This window comes from Micromonospora sp. WMMD956 (assembly GCF_029626125.1).
GTDB lineage: Bacteria > Actinomycetota > Actinomycetes > Mycobacteriales > Micromonosporaceae > Micromonospora > Micromonospora carbonacea.
On sequence record NZ_JARUBI010000005.1, the window covers coordinates 3,615,262 to 3,629,946 of the forward strand.

The 14,685-nt window shown below is 70.0% G+C and carries 12 protein-coding genes and 1 pseudogene; 4 read left to right on the plus strand and 9 right to left on the minus strand.

Annotation, left to right across the window (positions count from 1 at the left end):
• Window positions 1-102 precede the first annotated feature (102 nt).
• From O7628_RS16635 to O7628_RS16655, 5 genes are all read right to left on the minus strand, one after another.
• Entirely contained in the window at window positions 103-1,101 is a 999-nt protein-coding gene (locus O7628_RS16635) for a Gfo/Idh/MocA family oxidoreductase (protein WP_278131743.1), read from the minus strand.
• 23 nt (window positions 1,102-1,124) lie between these two features.
• Window positions 1,125-2,537 (minus strand): NDP-hexose 2,3-dehydratase family protein, encoded by a 1,413-nt coding sequence (locus O7628_RS16640; protein WP_278131745.1) that lies wholly within the window; start codon window positions 2,535-2,537, stop codon window positions 1,125-1,127.
• Window positions 2,534-3,625 (minus strand): GDP-mannose 4,6-dehydratase, encoded by a 1,092-nt coding sequence (locus O7628_RS16645; protein WP_347405239.1) that lies wholly within the window; start codon window positions 3,623-3,625, stop codon window positions 2,534-2,536. The genes O7628_RS16640 and O7628_RS16645 overlap by 4 nt, the downstream gene beginning before the upstream one ends.
• A 152-nt stretch (window positions 3,626-3,777) precedes the next feature.
• Window positions 3,778-4,542: an rRNA methyltransferase gene (locus O7628_RS16650; RefSeq protein WP_074477018.1), complete on the minus strand. Its 765-nt coding sequence runs from the start codon at window positions 4,540-4,542 to the stop codon at window positions 3,778-3,780.
• 98 nt (window positions 4,543-4,640) lie between these two features.
• The gene (locus O7628_RS16655; RefSeq protein WP_278131747.1) at window positions 4,641-5,579 is read right to left on the minus strand and encodes an NAD-dependent epimerase/dehydratase family protein; all 939 of its coding nucleotides are present in this window, start codon (window positions 5,577-5,579) and stop codon (window positions 4,641-4,643) included.
• A gap of 321 nt (window positions 5,580-5,900) precedes the next feature.
• Here O7628_RS16655 and O7628_RS16660 point away from each other — a divergent pair, with 321 nt between their 5' ends.
• The 4 genes and pseudogenes from O7628_RS16660 to O7628_RS16675 all read left to right on the plus strand — a co-directional run.
• Complete coding sequence (locus O7628_RS16660) at window positions 5,901-7,172, plus strand: acyl-CoA dehydrogenase family protein (protein WP_278131749.1); 1,272 nt, start codon at window positions 5,901-5,903, stop codon at window positions 7,170-7,172.
• A 2-nt stretch (window positions 7,173-7,174) separates the two neighbouring features.
• Window positions 7,175-8,296: a DegT/DnrJ/EryC1/StrS family aminotransferase gene (locus O7628_RS16665; protein WP_278131750.1), complete on the plus strand. Its 1,122-nt coding sequence runs from the start codon at window positions 7,175-7,177 to the stop codon at window positions 8,294-8,296.
• 29 nt (window positions 8,297-8,325) lie between these two features.
• On the plus strand, window positions 8,326-9,576 hold the full coding sequence (locus O7628_RS16670) for a class I SAM-dependent methyltransferase (protein WP_278131752.1): 1,251 nt from the start codon (window positions 8,326-8,328) through the stop codon (window positions 9,574-9,576).
• An 8-nt stretch (window positions 9,577-9,584) separates the two neighbouring features.
• Window positions 9,585-10,058: pseudogene (locus tag O7628_RS16675) on the plus strand (dTDP-4-dehydrorhamnose 3,5-epimerase family protein); the annotation flags it as partial.
• Here O7628_RS16675 and O7628_RS16680 read toward each other — a convergent pair.
• The 4 genes from O7628_RS16680 to O7628_RS16695 form a co-directional block, all read right to left on the minus strand.
• The gene (locus O7628_RS16680; RefSeq protein WP_347405174.1) at window positions 10,029-11,138 is read right to left on the minus strand and encodes an NAD-dependent epimerase/dehydratase; all 1,110 of its coding nucleotides are present in this window, start codon (window positions 11,136-11,138) and stop codon (window positions 10,029-10,031) included. The pseudogene O7628_RS16675 and the gene O7628_RS16680 sit on opposite strands and share 30 nt — an antisense overlap.
• On the minus strand, window positions 11,135-12,055 hold the full coding sequence (locus O7628_RS16685; protein ID WP_278131756.1) for a putative sugar O-methyltransferase: 921 nt from the start codon (window positions 12,053-12,055) through the stop codon (window positions 11,135-11,137). Before O7628_RS16685 ends, O7628_RS16680 begins: the two co-directional genes overlap by 4 nt.
• A gap of 168 nt (window positions 12,056-12,223) precedes the next feature.
• On the minus strand, window positions 12,224-13,747 hold the full coding sequence (locus O7628_RS16690; protein ID WP_278131758.1) for a cellulase family glycosylhydrolase: 1,524 nt from the start codon (window positions 13,745-13,747) through the stop codon (window positions 12,224-12,226).
• Window positions 13,748-13,821: 74 nt separating this feature from the next.
• Window positions 13,822-14,682: a substrate-binding domain-containing protein gene (locus O7628_RS16695; RefSeq protein WP_278131759.1), complete on the minus strand. Its 861-nt coding sequence runs from the start codon at window positions 14,680-14,682 to the stop codon at window positions 13,822-13,824.
• Window positions 14,683-14,685 lie beyond the last annotated feature (3 nt).

Consider the following 14,685-nt stretch of genomic DNA (forward strand, 5'->3'; position numbering starts at 1 on the left):
GCTAAGGCGGCTTTCGAGCCGTCCGAACGCTTCGCCCGTTCTGCGGGGCCCTCAAGGGGGCCGGCGCAGGTCTCCCCGGTGCGACCGTGGCCTCGCCGCGCCTCAGACCTCGTGGGGCAGCCGCACGCGCGGTTGCCCTGCTTTGACCCGAATTTCATCGATCAGGCGAGCCCGGGCGCAGATCTCCACCGTCTCGGCGGCCCGCTGACCCGCGACGGCGACGGCTCCGACGAAGGCACGCAGCGTGTTGGCGAACTGGTCCTCCGGCGGAAGGGTCAGTTCCCGCCTGACCTCCTCGTGTTCCAGCCTGATGACGGGCCGTCGCGTGGCAGGAGGCGTGTAGGCGCGTTCGACGACGATCCGCCCCTCGCTGCCCCACAGCACATAGTCCGACCGGTACGCGTGCTCGAAGCCGAAGGTCAACTGGGCGGTCCGGCCGTCCGGAGTGGACAGCAGGGCGCTGCCGGACACGTCGACGCCGCGTTCGGGGTCCAGTTTCAGCGTCGCGCCGACGACCTCCAGCTCGGGACCGAGGAAGAGACGGGCGGCGCTCAGCGGATACATGCCCGTGTCGAGCAGTGCCCCACCGCCCAGATCCGGCCGGTAGCGGATGTCGTCCGGGCCGAGGGGAGGGAATCCGAACGCGGCGTTGACCTCGCGCAGTTCGCCGATCTCGCCGCCCTCCAGCAGGTCCAGGACCGCGCGGTGCAGACCGTGCCGGAGAAAGGTCAGATTCTCCATCAGGGCGAGGCCGAGGGAACGGGCGCTTTCCACCATCGCCACGGTGTGGGCGTACCGTGTGGTCAACGGCTTCTCCACCAGGACGTGCTTACCGGCCTCAAGCGCCCGGCCGACCCATTCGTGGTGCAACCCGGCGGGCAGGGGGATATACACCGCGTCCACGTCCGGCCGGCTCAGCAGAGAGCGGTAATCGGCGGCCGCCGCGCAGCCGAACTGACCGGCGAACGCGCGGGCCTTCGCCTGTTCCCGGGCCGCGACGGCGACGAGTTCGGTCGTCGGCTCACGCAGGATCGCCGGCAGGGTCCGCCGCCGTGCGATGTCGGCACATCCCAATACGCCGAACCGGATCGGATCGTTCACCACCGCTCGCTGGGGCACCTCACTCACCACAGGCTGTGCAGGCAGGCAAGCAGACTGCGTGCTTCGACGTTGAGGTAGTAGCCGTGCCGCAACAGCGTGGCGAGCTGATGGACGGCGACCCAGCAGAAGGTGTCCGGCACCACCGGAAGGTCGTCGCCGACCTCCACCAGCATGTAGCGGTTCTCGGCGCGGTAGAACCGGCCGCCCTCCTCCGCGAGGACGGTGTCGAACAGGATCCGCTCGCTCGGGGCGTTGAGTATCAGGTCGAGGAAAGGAGGCCGCTGTTCGGCATCCGAACTCGGCGTGCACTGGACCGTGGGTCCCATCTCCATGGCATCCAGCAGCCCCACCTGGAACCGAGCGTGCACCAGCACGTGCGCCACCCCATTGATGATCCTGAGCGCGAATGCGATGATCCCCCGCTGCCGCGGATGCAGCAACGGTTGACTCCACTCGGTGACCTCACGGTTGTCGATGCGTACCGTGACCCCGACGATGCTGAAGTGTCGCCCGTCCTCGCGGGAGATCTCATACGGCGTGCGCCGCCAGCCGCGCAGGTCGCGGAGCGAGATCCGGCTCACCGCCAGCTCGTGCCGGCTCTTGGCCTCGGTGAACCAGCTCAGCACCGCCTCCGTGGAGCGGTGCGACGGACCCTCGCCGCTGGCGGACCGGGCCAGCGCGGCGGCCATGGCGGAGTTCGCGGGGACCGTTCCCGAACCGGCGAAGAAGGTCGACGGCAGGCAGGACAGCACGGAACGGGTGTCCATGTTGACCAGTACGTCGATGCGCAGGAGCCGCCGAACCTCGTGCAGCGGCAGCCAGTAGTGGTAGTCGGAGGGCGGCACGTCGTCGACCAGCACGACCATGTTGCGGTTCCGCTTGTGCAGGAACCAGGAGCCCTGCTCGGACTGCAACACGTCGACCAGGACCCGTCCGGCGCCCGGCCGGGTGAAGTATTCGAGGTACCTCGTGCCGCCGCCCCCGTGGACCCGCGTGTAGTTGCTGCGGGTCGCCTGCACGGTGGGCGACAGCTGCATCATGTTGATGTTGCCCGGCTCGACCTTCGCCTGCAACAGGCAGTGCGGGACGCCGTCGACGAGCTTCATCAACATGCCGAGAATCCCGATCTCCGGCTGGTTGATGATCGGCTGGTACCACTCCGCCACCGCACCGTACGTCGTTCGCACGTGCACGCCCTCGACCACGAAGAAGCGGCCGCTCTCGTGCGCCAGGTTGCCGGTGGTCTCGTCGAACGCCCAACCACGCAGCTCGTCCAGCCGGATCCGCTCGACCTCGCAGGAGGTCATCGTCGACCGTTCGGCGAGCCAGGACCGGAAGGCGGGGCTCACCCCGCCCGCCGCCGGCTCCCACCACTCCATCGGGTCGTCCCCGGACGTCATGAGCTTGCCCTCGGACAACGCGGGAAGCTCGCTCACCACAGATCGGCCAGCTCGCGGATGACGCCGCCCTCACTGCACTGCGGACCCGACAGCAGCCGGAGATCGCTGTCGACCATCATCCCGACCAGCTCCTCGAAGTAGACCGTCGGCTTCCAGCCAAGGCGCTGCTGGGCCTTCGTCGCGTCGGCGCAGAGCAGGTCGACCTCGGCCGGACGCTGGAGCGCCTCGTCGAGGACGACGTGGTCACGCCAGTCCAGGTCGACGTGGGCGAAGGCCAGCTCGACCAGCTCCCGCACGCTGTGCGCGATCCCGGTGCCCAGGACGTAGTCGTCAGGCTCGTCCTGGGCGAGCATCATCGACATGCCGCGGACGTAGTCGCCGGCGAAACCCCAGTCCCGCTCGGCCATCAGATTGCCCAGTCGCAACGAGTCCCGGAGCCCCAGTTTCACCGCCGCCGCGCCCAGCGACACCTTTCGCGTCACGAACTCCGGTCCGCGGATGGGTGATTCATGGTTGAAGAGCATGCCGGAGACCGCGTACATGCCGTACGACTCGCGGTAGTTCTGCACCGTGTAGTGGCCGAACACCTTGGCGACGCCGTACGGACTGCGTGGGTGGAAGGGCGTCAGCTCATTCTGGGGGGTCTCCCGTACCTTGCCGAACATCTCGGACGACGAGGCCTGATAGAAGCGTGGCCGACTCGGGCCGGGGGTACGCGAGCTGGTGATGCCTGCGACGATCCGCACGGCTTCGAGCATGCGCACCACGCCCGTCCCGGTGATCTCCGCAGTGGTGTTGGGCTGCCGCCACGAGGTGGGGACGTAGGACAGTGCGCCGAGATTGTAGATCTCGTCCGGCCGAACCCTGTCCACCGCCGAGATCAGGCTCGACTGGTCCATCAGGTCGCCGTTGACAAGCCGAACGTCGGGGTGCACCTGCCGGCCGCAGCGCGCGCTCGGCGAATTCTGGCCCCGCACCATTCCATAGACGTCATATCCAGCGGCCAGGAGGTGCCGCGAAAGATAAGTACCGTCCTGACCGGTAATCCCTGTGATCAGCGCTCGCCTAGTCAGGATAATCTCCAGCCCCTGTGACCAACCCTCGATGTGATCGCGTCGAGGGATGGCGAACTACCGGGTTGCCCCGAGGAAAGGCATGTCCCGTTGCCGTGACTCACGGTACTGGAAAATGGAGCAGGGATCACCCTTCTCGAATGCAATATAGGGAGCTCACTAGAGGGTGCAGCCGTGCGCGAAGAACCGGCAATCCGTCACGCTTACGGGTGGGCCGGCCCGGCGTCGTTGAGGTCGGCCGCCACGAACAGGGCCGCCGCTCGTGTGCCCACCCTCAGTTTTCGCCGGGGGCGTGCCGCCCCGATCGGCGGAACCCGGCGGCCCCGCACGATCACCGCGATCACCGCGGCCGGTCGAAGCACCGAAGCGACGGCGGTGAGCATTCCGTGCAGGCCCCGACCGGCATGACCGCCGGTCCACTCCGTCTGTTCGCCGTACGGGACGTCCGTCACGACGAGATCCGGTTCGCTGCCCCCGACCGCCGAGGCCAGCGCCGTCGGGTCGAAGACGTCGGCCTGTCGGACGGCGTACGGCAGGGGGCCGCCGGCAGCCTCGAGCCGGCGGCTCAGCCGTCCGGCCGCGGCCGCGGCCTCGGCGTAGCCGGGCTTGTCGAAGCGTCGAGCCCGCTCGGTCAACTCCGCAGCCCGTGCCGCCAGGCCACCCTCGGCGAGCAGGCCGACATTGGCTGCCGCCAATGTCAGGGCCGCGTCGGCATCGATGTCCGAGGCCAGCAGTCTCGCGATCGACCGCCGGTGCAGAATCCCGAGCACGGTCAGCAGGTAACCGCTGCCGCAGCACGGATCCCACAGGACCACCGGGTCGGTGCCGCCGCGCACGTCGAGCGCGTGCTGGAACACCTCGGACGCGAGCCGCACGGGGAAGGCGGGAAAGCCCGGGGCGGACCGGAGAACCGCCCCGCTTGCGAGATCGCCGTAGTCGTCCCGTGTCGTCTCGTACCGATAGCCCACCCTGCTCCGATCTCTCCGCACGCCAGGGTAGCAATGGGTGTGGCGGGCGCCGCAGCACCGCTACGTACCCGCCGGGAACGAGCTTGAGGCCGGCCCGCTCATGCCTCGACGTCGCAACCGTCCTGGTCCCTGATCCACTGGTAGGCCCTGGCGATTCCCTCGGCGAGCGCTGTCCGTGCGGTCCAGTTCAACTCCCGGCCGGCCCGGGTCACATCGAGGGCGGAATGCTGGAGCTCGCCGAGACGGGCGGCCGCGAACACCGGCTGGACCGCCCGGTCGGCCGTCGCGGCGATCACCTCCAGCAACTCGAGGATGCTGGTGGAGGTGCCGGTGCCGATGTTCCACACGCCCGCGCCGCCGTGCTCGGCCGCGGCCAGGAACGCTTCGACCACGTCGGCCACGTAGACGTAGTCGCGGGTCTGCTTGCCGTCGCCGAAGATCGTGGGCCGGCGGCCGGAGAGCAGGTTCCCGCAGAATATGGACACCACGCCCGCCTCGCCGGCGGGATCCTGGCGAGGGCCGTAGACGTTGCCCAGTCGCAGGACCGCGTGGGCGGTGCCGTACAGCCGGTTGTAGAGGGCCACGTACTGCTCCGCGCAGTACTTGGCGGCGCCGTACGGCGCCGCAGGCTCCGGGCGGGCGTCCTCGGGGGACGGGATCGCGCTGATCGCCCCGTACAGGGCTCCGCCGGTGGAGGCGAACACCACCCGGGCCCCGACGGTTCGGGCCGCCTCCAGGACGTTGACGGTGCCGAGCACGTTGACCCCGGTGTCGCCGCTGGCATCCGCGACCGAGGTGCGGACGTCGGCCTGCGCGGCGAGGTGGTAGATCAGGTCCGGACGGGCGTCCGCCACGATCGCGGCGAGAGTCTTCCCGTCGGTGATGGACTCCTGATGGAAGGTGACACGGACGGCCAACCGGCCGCACCGGCCGGTGGAGAGGTCGTCGACCACGGTGACGGTGTCGCCGCGCTCCAGCAGGGCGTCGACCAGGTGTGAGCCGATGAAGCCGGCGCCACCTGTCACGAGGACGCGCATGGACGGGGATCCGTGGCGGAAGAGGGAATTGACTTCGTTGGCCCTGCGATAAACAGTATCTTCACGAGGCCCTCCGTGTGTGTCCGCCGAATGTATATGGGAACGGCTCGCCGGCACAGGCCGGAAACGGCCCCGCATTGAAGCTCGAGTGATACGCCTAGACTTCACCGCCACCGGCTACTGGAGGGCCTACGCTAACCGGTGTCCACACATTCGCGGGCCGCATGTTCGTTGGCGTCGTTCCCGACCGTCAGCCATGCAATGGTGGTTTCGGTCGTGGGTAGGCGACCAGGGTCGGAATAGTGCAAGAGGAAGCGGGCGATGGCTACAGACACGGCGAATTCGCCGGTGGTGGGAGACCTGCGGGCACCGAGCACACCGGAAGGCCGCACCATGGTCGACCTGCTGACCGGCGTACTCCCGCAGATCCGGTCGGAGGCCGGTGACAACGACCGGGACGGCACGTTCCCGGTCGAGGTGTTCGGGCAGTTGGCCAAGCTCGGCCTGATGGGCGCGACCGTGCCCACCGCGCTCGGCGGGCTCGGCGTCCACCGCCTGTACGACGTCGCCGTCGCCCTGATGCGCCTGGCCGAAGCGGACGCCTCCACCGCCCTGGCACTGCACGTCCAGCTCAGCCGCGGGCTCACCCTGACCTACGAATGGATGCACGGCTCCCCGCCGGTGCGGGCGCTGGCCGAGCGGCTGCTGCGGGCGATGGCGACGGGGGAGGCCGCCGTCTGCGGGGCCCTGAAGGACGCGCCGGGCGTCCTCACCGAACTGACCGCCGATGGCTCCGGCGGCTGGCTGCTCAACGGCCGCAAGATCCTGGTCAGCATGGCGCCGATCGGTACCCACTTCTTCGTGCACGCCCAGCGCCGGGACGCCGACGGCAACGTGGTGCTGGCCGTTCCGGTGGTGCGGCGCGACGCGCCCGGGCTGACCGTCGGCACGCACTGGGACGGCCTCGGCATGCGGGCCTCCGGCACCCTCGACGTCAGCTTCCACGACTGTCCGGTCGCCGCCGACCACGTTCTCGACCGCGGGCCGGCCGGCGCGCGCCGGGACGCCGTCCTGGCCGGGCAGACGGTCAGCTCGATCACCATGCTCGGGATCTACGCCGGTGTCGCGCAGGCCGCGCGGGACCTCGCCGTCGAGACGTACGCGCGCCGTCGATCGCGGCCGGCGGCCGCCCTCGCCCTGGTGGCCGGCATCGACACGCGGCTGTACACGCTCCGGGCCGTCGCCGGCGCCGCGCTGCTCAACGCGGACCTCCTATCCGCGGACCTGACCGGCGATCTCGACGAGCGCGGGCGCGGGATGATGACCCCGTTCCAGTACGCGAAGATGACCGTCAACGAACTGGCCCCGGCGGTCGTCGACGACTGCCTCTCGCTGCTCGGCGGCCAGGCGTACGACGGGCAGCACCCGTTGGCACGGCTCTACCGCGACGTCCGGGCCGGTGGGTTCATGCAGCCCTACAGCTATGTGGACGGCGTCGACTACCTGAGCGGCCAGGCGCTGGGCGCGGACCGGGACAACGACTACATGAGCGTTCGGGCGCTCCGCTCCCCGGATCCGGCGGGAGAAAGGTGAACATGACCATCCGAGTGTGGGACTACCTGCCGGAATACGAGAAGGAACGGGCCGACCTGCTCGACGCGGTGGAGACGGTCTTCGAGTCGGGCAACCTCGTGCTCGGCCGCAGCGTGCTCGGCTTCGAGACCGAGTTCGCCGCGTACCACGACGTGGCGCACTGCGTCACGGTGGACAACGGCACCAACGCGATCAAGCTGGCCCTCCAGGCGTTGGGCGTCGGGCCCGGCGACGAGGTGGTCACCGTCGCCAACACGGCGGCGCCGACCGTGCTGGCGATCGACGCCGTCGGCGCGATCCCGGTCTTCGTGGACATCCGGCCGGACGACTACCTGATGGACACGACCCAGGTGGCCGACGTGATCACCCCGGCGACCAAGGCTCTGCTGCCCGTCCACCTCTACGGCCAGTGCGTGGAGATGGCGCCGCTACAGCGGCTGGCCCGCGAGCACGGGCTGCTGGTGCTGGAGGACTGCGCGCAGTCGCACGGCGCACGGCACGCAGGGCAGCTCGCCGGGACCATGGGCGACGCGGCGGCCTTCTCCTTCTATCCGACGAAGGTGCTGGGCGCCTACGGTGACGGCGGCGCCGTGCTCACCGGCAGTGAGACCGTGGACCGTGACCTGCGCCAACTGCGCTACTACGGCATGGAGAGCGTGTACTACGTCGTGCAGACGCCCGGCCACAACAGCCGGCTGGACGAGGTGCAGGCGGAGATTCTCCGGCGCAAGCTGCGCCGGCTCGACGAGTACATCGCCGGCCGCCGCGCAGTGGCCGAGCGCTACGCCGCCGGGCTGGGCGACATCGCCGAAGAGACCGGGCTCGTCCTGCCCGCCCTCGCCGACGCCAACGAGCACGTCTTCTACCTCTACGTCGTCCGTCATCCGCAGCGGGACGCGATCCTGGAGCAACTGAAGCGGCGTGGAATCACGCTGAACATCAGTTACCCGTGGCCGGTGCACACCATGACCGGCTTCTCGAAGCTCGGCTATGCCGCCGGATCGCTGCCGGTCACCGAGCGGATCGCCGACGAGATCTTCTCCCTGCCCATGTACCCGTCCCTGCCGGTCGACGTGCAGGACACGGTGATAGGTGCATTGCGCGACGTACTCACGACGCTCTGAGCCGCCGGTAGCACTGGAGGACGCCACCCATGATCAGCCCAGCCGACCGGGCACGGCCACAGGCCACCTGCCGCGCCTGCGGTGGAACCGTCGTGCAGTTCCTCGACCTCGGCCGCCAGCCACTGTCCGACCGCTTCCTGACCGAACCGGAGATCCCGCAGGAGTACTTCTTCCAGCTCGCCGTCGGCCTCTGCGAGACGTGCACGATGGTGCAGCTCATGCAGGAGGTCCCCCGGGAGCGGATGTTCCACGAGGACTACCCGTACTACTCGTCCGGTTCCGCCGTCATGCAGAAGCACTTCGCCGACACCGCCCGGCACCTGTTGGAGACGGAGGCCGCCGGCCCGGACCCGTTCGTGGTCGAGATCGGCTGCAACGACGGGGTGATGCTGCGGACCGTGCACGAGGCCGGCGTCCGGCACCTGGGCTTCGAGCCGTCGGGCAAGGTCGCCGAAGCGGCAAGGGCCAAGGGCCTTCGGGTACGCGGGGACTTCTTCGAGGAGTCCACCGCCCGTGAGGTACGCGCGAGCGACGGCCCCGCAGATGTGATCTTCGCGGCGAACACCATCTGCCACATCCCGTACCTCGACTCGATCCTGCGGGGTGTCGACGCGCTGCTCGGGCCGGACGGCGTCTTCGTCTTCGAGGACCCTTACCTGGGCGACATCCTGGCGAAGACGTCGTTCGACCAGATCTACGACGAGCACTTCTTCCTGTTCTCGGCGCGCTCCGTGCAGGCGTTGGCCGCGTCGTTCGGGTTCGAGCTGGTCGACGTGGACCGGCTGGCCGTGCACGGCGGCGAGGTCCGCTACACGCTGGCCCGTGCGGGTGCACGCCGCCCGGCGGACCGGGTGGCCGCGCTGATCGCCGAGGAGGACGCGGGCGGCGTCGCGACGCTGGCCCGGCTGGACCAGTTCGCTGCCCAGGTCGGCCGGATCCGTGACGACCTGCGGGCGTTGCTCGAACGGTTGACGGCGGAGGGCAAACGGGTGGTGGCCTACGGGGCGACCGCCAAGAGCGCGACCGTGGCGAACTTCTGCGGCATCGGGCCGGACCTGGTGTCGCGGGTGTACGACACGACGCCCGCCAAACAGGGCCGCCTGACCCCGGGCACGCACATCCCGGTTCATCCGGCGAGCGAGTTCCCGACCGACCCGCCGGACTACGCGCTGCTCTTCGCGTGGAACCACGCCGACGAGATCATGGCGAAGGAACAGGCGTTCCGGCAGGCCGGCGGGGCCTGGATCCTGTACGTGCCGCATGTACACGTGCGGGATTGAGTGGGGCCGTGCAGGTAGCAACCGAACTCGCCGTCGAGGGCGCGTACGTCTTCACCCCGCGGGTCTTTCCCGACCCGCGGGGGGTCTTCGTGTCCCCGTACCTGGACTCGGTCTTCACCGAGACGCTCGGATATCCGTTGTTCCCCGTGGCGCAGACCAGCTACAGCGTCTCCCGCCGTGGCGTCGTCCGCGGGCTGCACTACACCACGACGCCGCCCGGCTCGGCCAAGTTCGTCTCGTGCCCGTACGGCCGGGTCCTCGACGTGGTGCTCGACGTCCGGGTCGGGTCGCCGACCTTCGGGCGCTGGGACAGCGTGGTCCTCGACTCCCAGGACTTCAGGTCGCTGTACCTGCCGACGGGGGTGGCGCACATGTTCGTCGCCCTGATGGACGACACGGTGATGTCGTACCTGCTCTCCACGGAGTACGTCTTCGAGAACGAACGGGCGTTGTCACCGCTCGACGACGCGCTCGGCCTGCCCGTTCCCGCCGACATCGAGCCGATCCTGTCGGATCGGGACCGGACCGCGATCACCTTCGCCCAGGCCCACGCGGCCGGGGTGCTCCCCCGGTACGAGACCTGCGCCGAGATCGAGGCGCGTTTCGCGCAGGGACCGCACCGTACGGCGTAGACCGTGCAGAAGATCCACCCGGGCGCGCCATCCGGTCACGGCGGTGAAGGCGGATGCGTCGACCACCAGACTGTGGAAGTCGGTCTGCCGGGCACTGGCCGGCGGCGCGACGGAGACGACCGGCACGGGCGGACGCCCCGTCTCCTCCGCGACCAGCGCGGCGATCGTCCGGAAGAGGTCACCGACCGGTTCGCCGCAGCGGCTGCCGAGCGGCCAGTGCCGGCAGACGAGCGCTTCGGCATGGTCGAGGGCGGCGACGAAGGCGCGCGCCGCGTCGTCCACGTAGAGCAGCTCCCGCCGGACGGTGCCGTCGTGCCACATGGTCAGGGGTTCGCCGGCGAGGGCGCGGCGGATCATCGTCGACACGACCCCGCGGTCGTCGCCGCCACCCGGGCGGGCCGGCCCGAAGACGGTGGGCAGGCGCAGCGTGACCCCGCGGAGGACGCCATCGGCGGAGGCCCGGTCGAGCAGCGCTTCGGCGGCCGCCTTCTGCCGGTCGTATCCGGTCTCCGGGTGGTCGGGTTCGGTCCCGTCGACGGGCAACCGCTGCGCCCGGCCAACCTGTGACGCCGAGCCGGCGAAGACGACCACCCGTGGCCCGGTCCCGGCCCGCGCAACCTCGACCAGGTCATGAACGACGCCGAGGTTCACCCGCGCCGCGGTGTCGTCGCCGTCGGCGCTGCGCCACCCGGCGGTGTTGAGCACCAGGTTGATCACGGCATCCGCGCCCTCGACCGCCGCCGCGACCGCGCCTGTCTCGGTGAGGTCGGCGGTGACCACCTCGAAATCCGCGGCGGCCGGCTCCGGCGCCACGGCGGATCGGCGGGACACCGCCCGGACGGTGACCGGGCGGTCGGCCAGCGCGGTCAGGACGGCCGAGCCCACGAAACCGGAGGCGCCGAGCACCGCGATCAGCGGGCGGTCCGTCATCGCCCGGCAGCTCCGGACCGGTACAGCGCCTGCCAGTAGAAGCTCCACGGGACGGCTCTCGCATCGGCGAGCAGCGCCCAGTCGCGGCCCGGCCGGTAGGCGTCGATGAACCGGCGGGACTGCGCCGCGACGGCGCGGTCGTCGAAGATGTCCACGATGTCCCTCAGCAGGCCGGTCCGCAACGCGAGCTGGACGACCGCGTCGCCCTGCGAGTGCCCGTCCAGGCTCTTGTCGAGGTACTTGCCGACCGGGTTGTTGACGTAGAGGTGGTCGGCGTGGGTGGCGATGAGGTCCAGGTAGGCGCCGACGGTGTCCGGGGTCATCTCCGCGAACGAGTCGATGTTGATGGCCAGGTCGAACCGGAGCTCCCGCAGGGCGCCGCCGGCCTCCGCCTGGTCGACGCCGTGAAAGTGCACCTTGGCGAGCTGCTCGTCGGTCAGCACCGCGCCGAGGTAGCGGCTGGCCAGGTCGAGCGAGTTCTCCAGATCGACGATGTGGTACGCGGCGATCTCGTGGTTGGACAGCAGCGCGTGGCAGGTCCGCCCGTAGCCGGCGCCGATCTCCAGGATGCGCGCGCCGTCGAGGGTCATCCGGCTCTCGATGAACTCCACCTCGAGCACCGCCTGCAGGTAGTCCATGCAGACCGCTTCGCCGTCGTAGGTGATCGAGAACGGATCGCCGACCTCGCGGTTGGCGATGCGGCGCAGCCGGGCCCAGTTGGCCGGGCTCAGGCCGGCCGCGAGGGTGAAGACGAGCGTTTTCAGATAGCGCACACCGTTGACCCGTGGGTCCCAGAGCGCCAGCTTGTAGTTGACCTCGCTGGACTTGAAGTTGCTCAGGTCGCCGACGGCTTCCCTGGTGACCTGGGTGTTGTTGTAGAGCTCCCAGAGCGGGCTGCGGCCGTACGTCTGGCTCATGTGCCCCCCCGCCGGTCGAATCACTCGATGGTGACCGTACCGGCTATTTACTAGCGGTTCGCCTAGATCCACCGTTCAAGATCACGATGGTGAGGGCTCGCCCACCCCGCGCGTCGCCGGCCGTACGCCCTTACTCGCGGGGCGCACCGGCCGGCGACGCTGTCGTCGTTACGGGGTCACGGAGAGCAGGTGGGCCTTGTAGCCCTCACCGTAGGTGCTGGTCGGGGTGCCGTTGTAGTCCTGGATGAGGACGTTGCCGCCGCTGCATCCCCACGGGTTCCAGGTCCACGCCGTGTAGCCGATCCGCTTGGAGTCGAGCCAGGTCATCACCTGGTCGATGTAGTCGTGGGCGCAGGTGTCCTGGCCGATCTCGCCGGCGTGCACCGGCACCTGCGCGGCGACGGCGCCGATCTGGCTGTCCCAGCACGAGACGGTGACGCAGGCGTTGAAGTTGTACGAGTGCCACGACGCCACGATGTTGCCGAGCGGGTCGTTCGGCTTGTAGGTGAGCCACTGGCTCAGGTCGTTGGTCCAGGTCAGGCCGGCGACCAGCAGGACGTTGCTGGCACCGGTGGCCCGGACGGCGTCGACCAGGTCCTGCATGCCGGCGACCTCGTAGGTGATGCCGGTGCAGGTGCCGCCGTCGCGCAGGCAGCGCCACGCGGCAGCCATGTCCGACCAGTTGTTGGCGGCGTCCGGGTAGGGCTCGTTGAACAGGTCGAACACCACGGCGTCGTTGCCCTTGAAGGCGTTGGCGACGCCGGTCCAGAACTGCGGGGTGTGCTGCATGCTGGGCATCGGCTTCTGGCAGGTGGCGTTGACGTCGGCGCAGGCGGAGATGTTGCCGGTGTACTGCCCGTGGGTCCAGTGCAGGTCGAGGATCGGGTTGATCCCGTTGGCCACGAGCAGGTTCACGTAGTCCTTGACGGCCTGCTGGTACGTCGCGCCGCTGGGCGAGCCGGAGAGGCCGAGCCAGCAGTCCTCGTTGAGCGGGATCCGCACGGCGCGGATGTTCCACGCCTTCATGGCATTGACCGAGGCCTGGTCGACGGGGCCGCTGTCCCACATGCCCTTGCCCTGCACGCAGGCGAACTCACCGCTGGCCCGGTTGACTCCGAGCAGCCGGTAGGTCGCCCCGCCCGCCGTCACCAGCCGGTTGCCGGAGACCTTCAGCGCGGGCGCGGCCCCGGTCGGCGGCGGGGTCGTGGGCGGGGGAGTGGTGGGCGGTGGGGTCGTCGGCGGCGGGGTGGTGGTCGGCTCCGGGGTCGGCGAGGTCACCGAGCCGGTGCAGGTCGTGCCGTTGAGCGCGAACGACTTCGGCACGGGGTTGCTGCCGCTCCACGAGCCGTTGAAGCCGATCGTGGTCGATCCGCCCGTGCCCAGGGATCCGTTCCAGCTCAGGCTGGCGGCCGAGACGCTGGTGCCGGACTGCGACCAGGTGGCGCTCCAGCCCTGGGTGACCTGCTGGCCGCTGGTCGGGAAGTCGAAGGTCAGCGTCCAGCCGGTGAGGGCGGAGCCGAGGTTGGTGATGGCGACGTTCCCGCTGAACCCGCCTGTCCACTGGCTCTGCACGGTGTATGCCACGGAGCAGCCGGTGGCCGCGGCCGAGGCGGGGAAGGTGAGCCCGGCCAGGCCGGCGGCGACCAGGGTCGCGGTGGTGCCGACGGCCAGCAGGGCATGACGATGTCTCATCTGATCTCCTCGTGGTCGAGAGGGGATCGTCGATGGGAGCGCATCGAAGAGCTTTGTTTATTTACCTCACTAAGTCAAGCTGACGTCCAGCCCTGCTTCCCGGCCGGCGCGGGGCCGGTGGTCTGCCGGGCGATCACCGTCTCGGTGGGGCACCACCGTTCCCGGACCGGCTCGCCGTCGAGCAGGGCGAGCACGGAGGCGGCCACCAGCGCGCCGAACTCGTGCACGTCGAGGCTCATCGTGGTGAGCTGCGGGGAGGACAGGCGGCACAGGCTGGAGTCGTCCCAGGCGAGCATGCTCAGGTCGCGGGGGACCGCCAGGCCCAGCTCCCTGGCCACCTCCAGGCCGCCGACCGCCATCAGGTCGTTGTCGTAGATGATCGCGCTGGGCGGGTCGCCGTCGCGCAACAGCCGGACGGTGGCCGCCGCGCCCGACTCCTCCGAGTAGTCGCCGGTCAGGACCACGGCGTCGATGCCGGCCGGGGCGGCGGCGGCCAGCAACGCGGCCGTGCGGGTGCGGGTGTGCCGCAGACCGTCCGGCCCGCTGATCCGCGCGATCCGGCGGTGCCCGAGGCCGGCCAGGTGCGCGACCGCCGCCCGTACCGAGCCGACGTCGTCGCGCCGCACGGCCGGGGTGTCGCCGGCTGGCTCGCCGGCCACGACCACGGGGAGGCCCAGGTCGCGCAGGACCGCCGGCCGGGGGTCCGCGGCGGTCGGGTTCACCAGCACCACGGCCTCGGCCAGCCGGAGCTGTGCCCACCGGCGGTAGGCGGCGATCTCGGCGGCGTGGTCGGCGACGATGTGCAGCAGCACCGACCGGCCGTGTTCGGCGAGACGTTCCTCGATGCCGGAGATGAACTCCATGAAGAACGGCTCGGCGCCGAGCAGGCGGGGCGCCCGGGCGAGCACCAGGCCGACCGCGCTCGTCGTGCTCATTCC

What these genes read in the sequence shown, in the direction of transcription:
- O7628_RS16655 (WP_278131747.1), bottom strand. Translation starts at nt 5,579, where the DNA reads ATGCGCGTCCTCGTGACAGGTGGCGCCGGCTTCATCGGCTCACACCTG.
- O7628_RS16660 (WP_278131749.1), top strand. Translation starts at nt 5,901, where the DNA reads ATGGCTACAGACACGGCGAATTCGCCGGTGGTGGGAGACCTGCGGGCA.
- O7628_RS16665 (WP_278131750.1), top strand. Translation starts at nt 7,175, where the DNA reads ATGACCATCCGAGTGTGGGACTACCTGCCGGAATACGAGAAGGAACGG.
- O7628_RS16670 (WP_278131752.1), top strand. Translation starts at nt 8,326, where the DNA reads ATGATCAGCCCAGCCGACCGGGCACGGCCACAGGCCACCTGCCGCGCC.
- O7628_RS16680 (WP_347405174.1), bottom strand. Translation starts at nt 11,138, where the DNA reads ATGACGGACCGCCCGCTGATCGCGGTGCTCGGCGCCTCCGGTTTCGTG.
- O7628_RS16685 (WP_278131756.1), bottom strand. Translation starts at nt 12,055, where the DNA reads ATGAGCCAGACGTACGGCCGCAGCCCGCTCTGGGAGCTCTACAACAAC.
- O7628_RS16690 (WP_278131758.1), bottom strand. Translation starts at nt 13,747, where the DNA reads ATGAGACATCGTCATGCCCTGCTGGCCGTCGGCACCACCGCGACCCTG.
- O7628_RS16695 (WP_278131759.1), bottom strand. Translation starts at nt 14,682, where the DNA reads ATGAGCACGACGAGCGCGGTCGGCCTGGTGCTCGCCCGGGCGCCCCGC.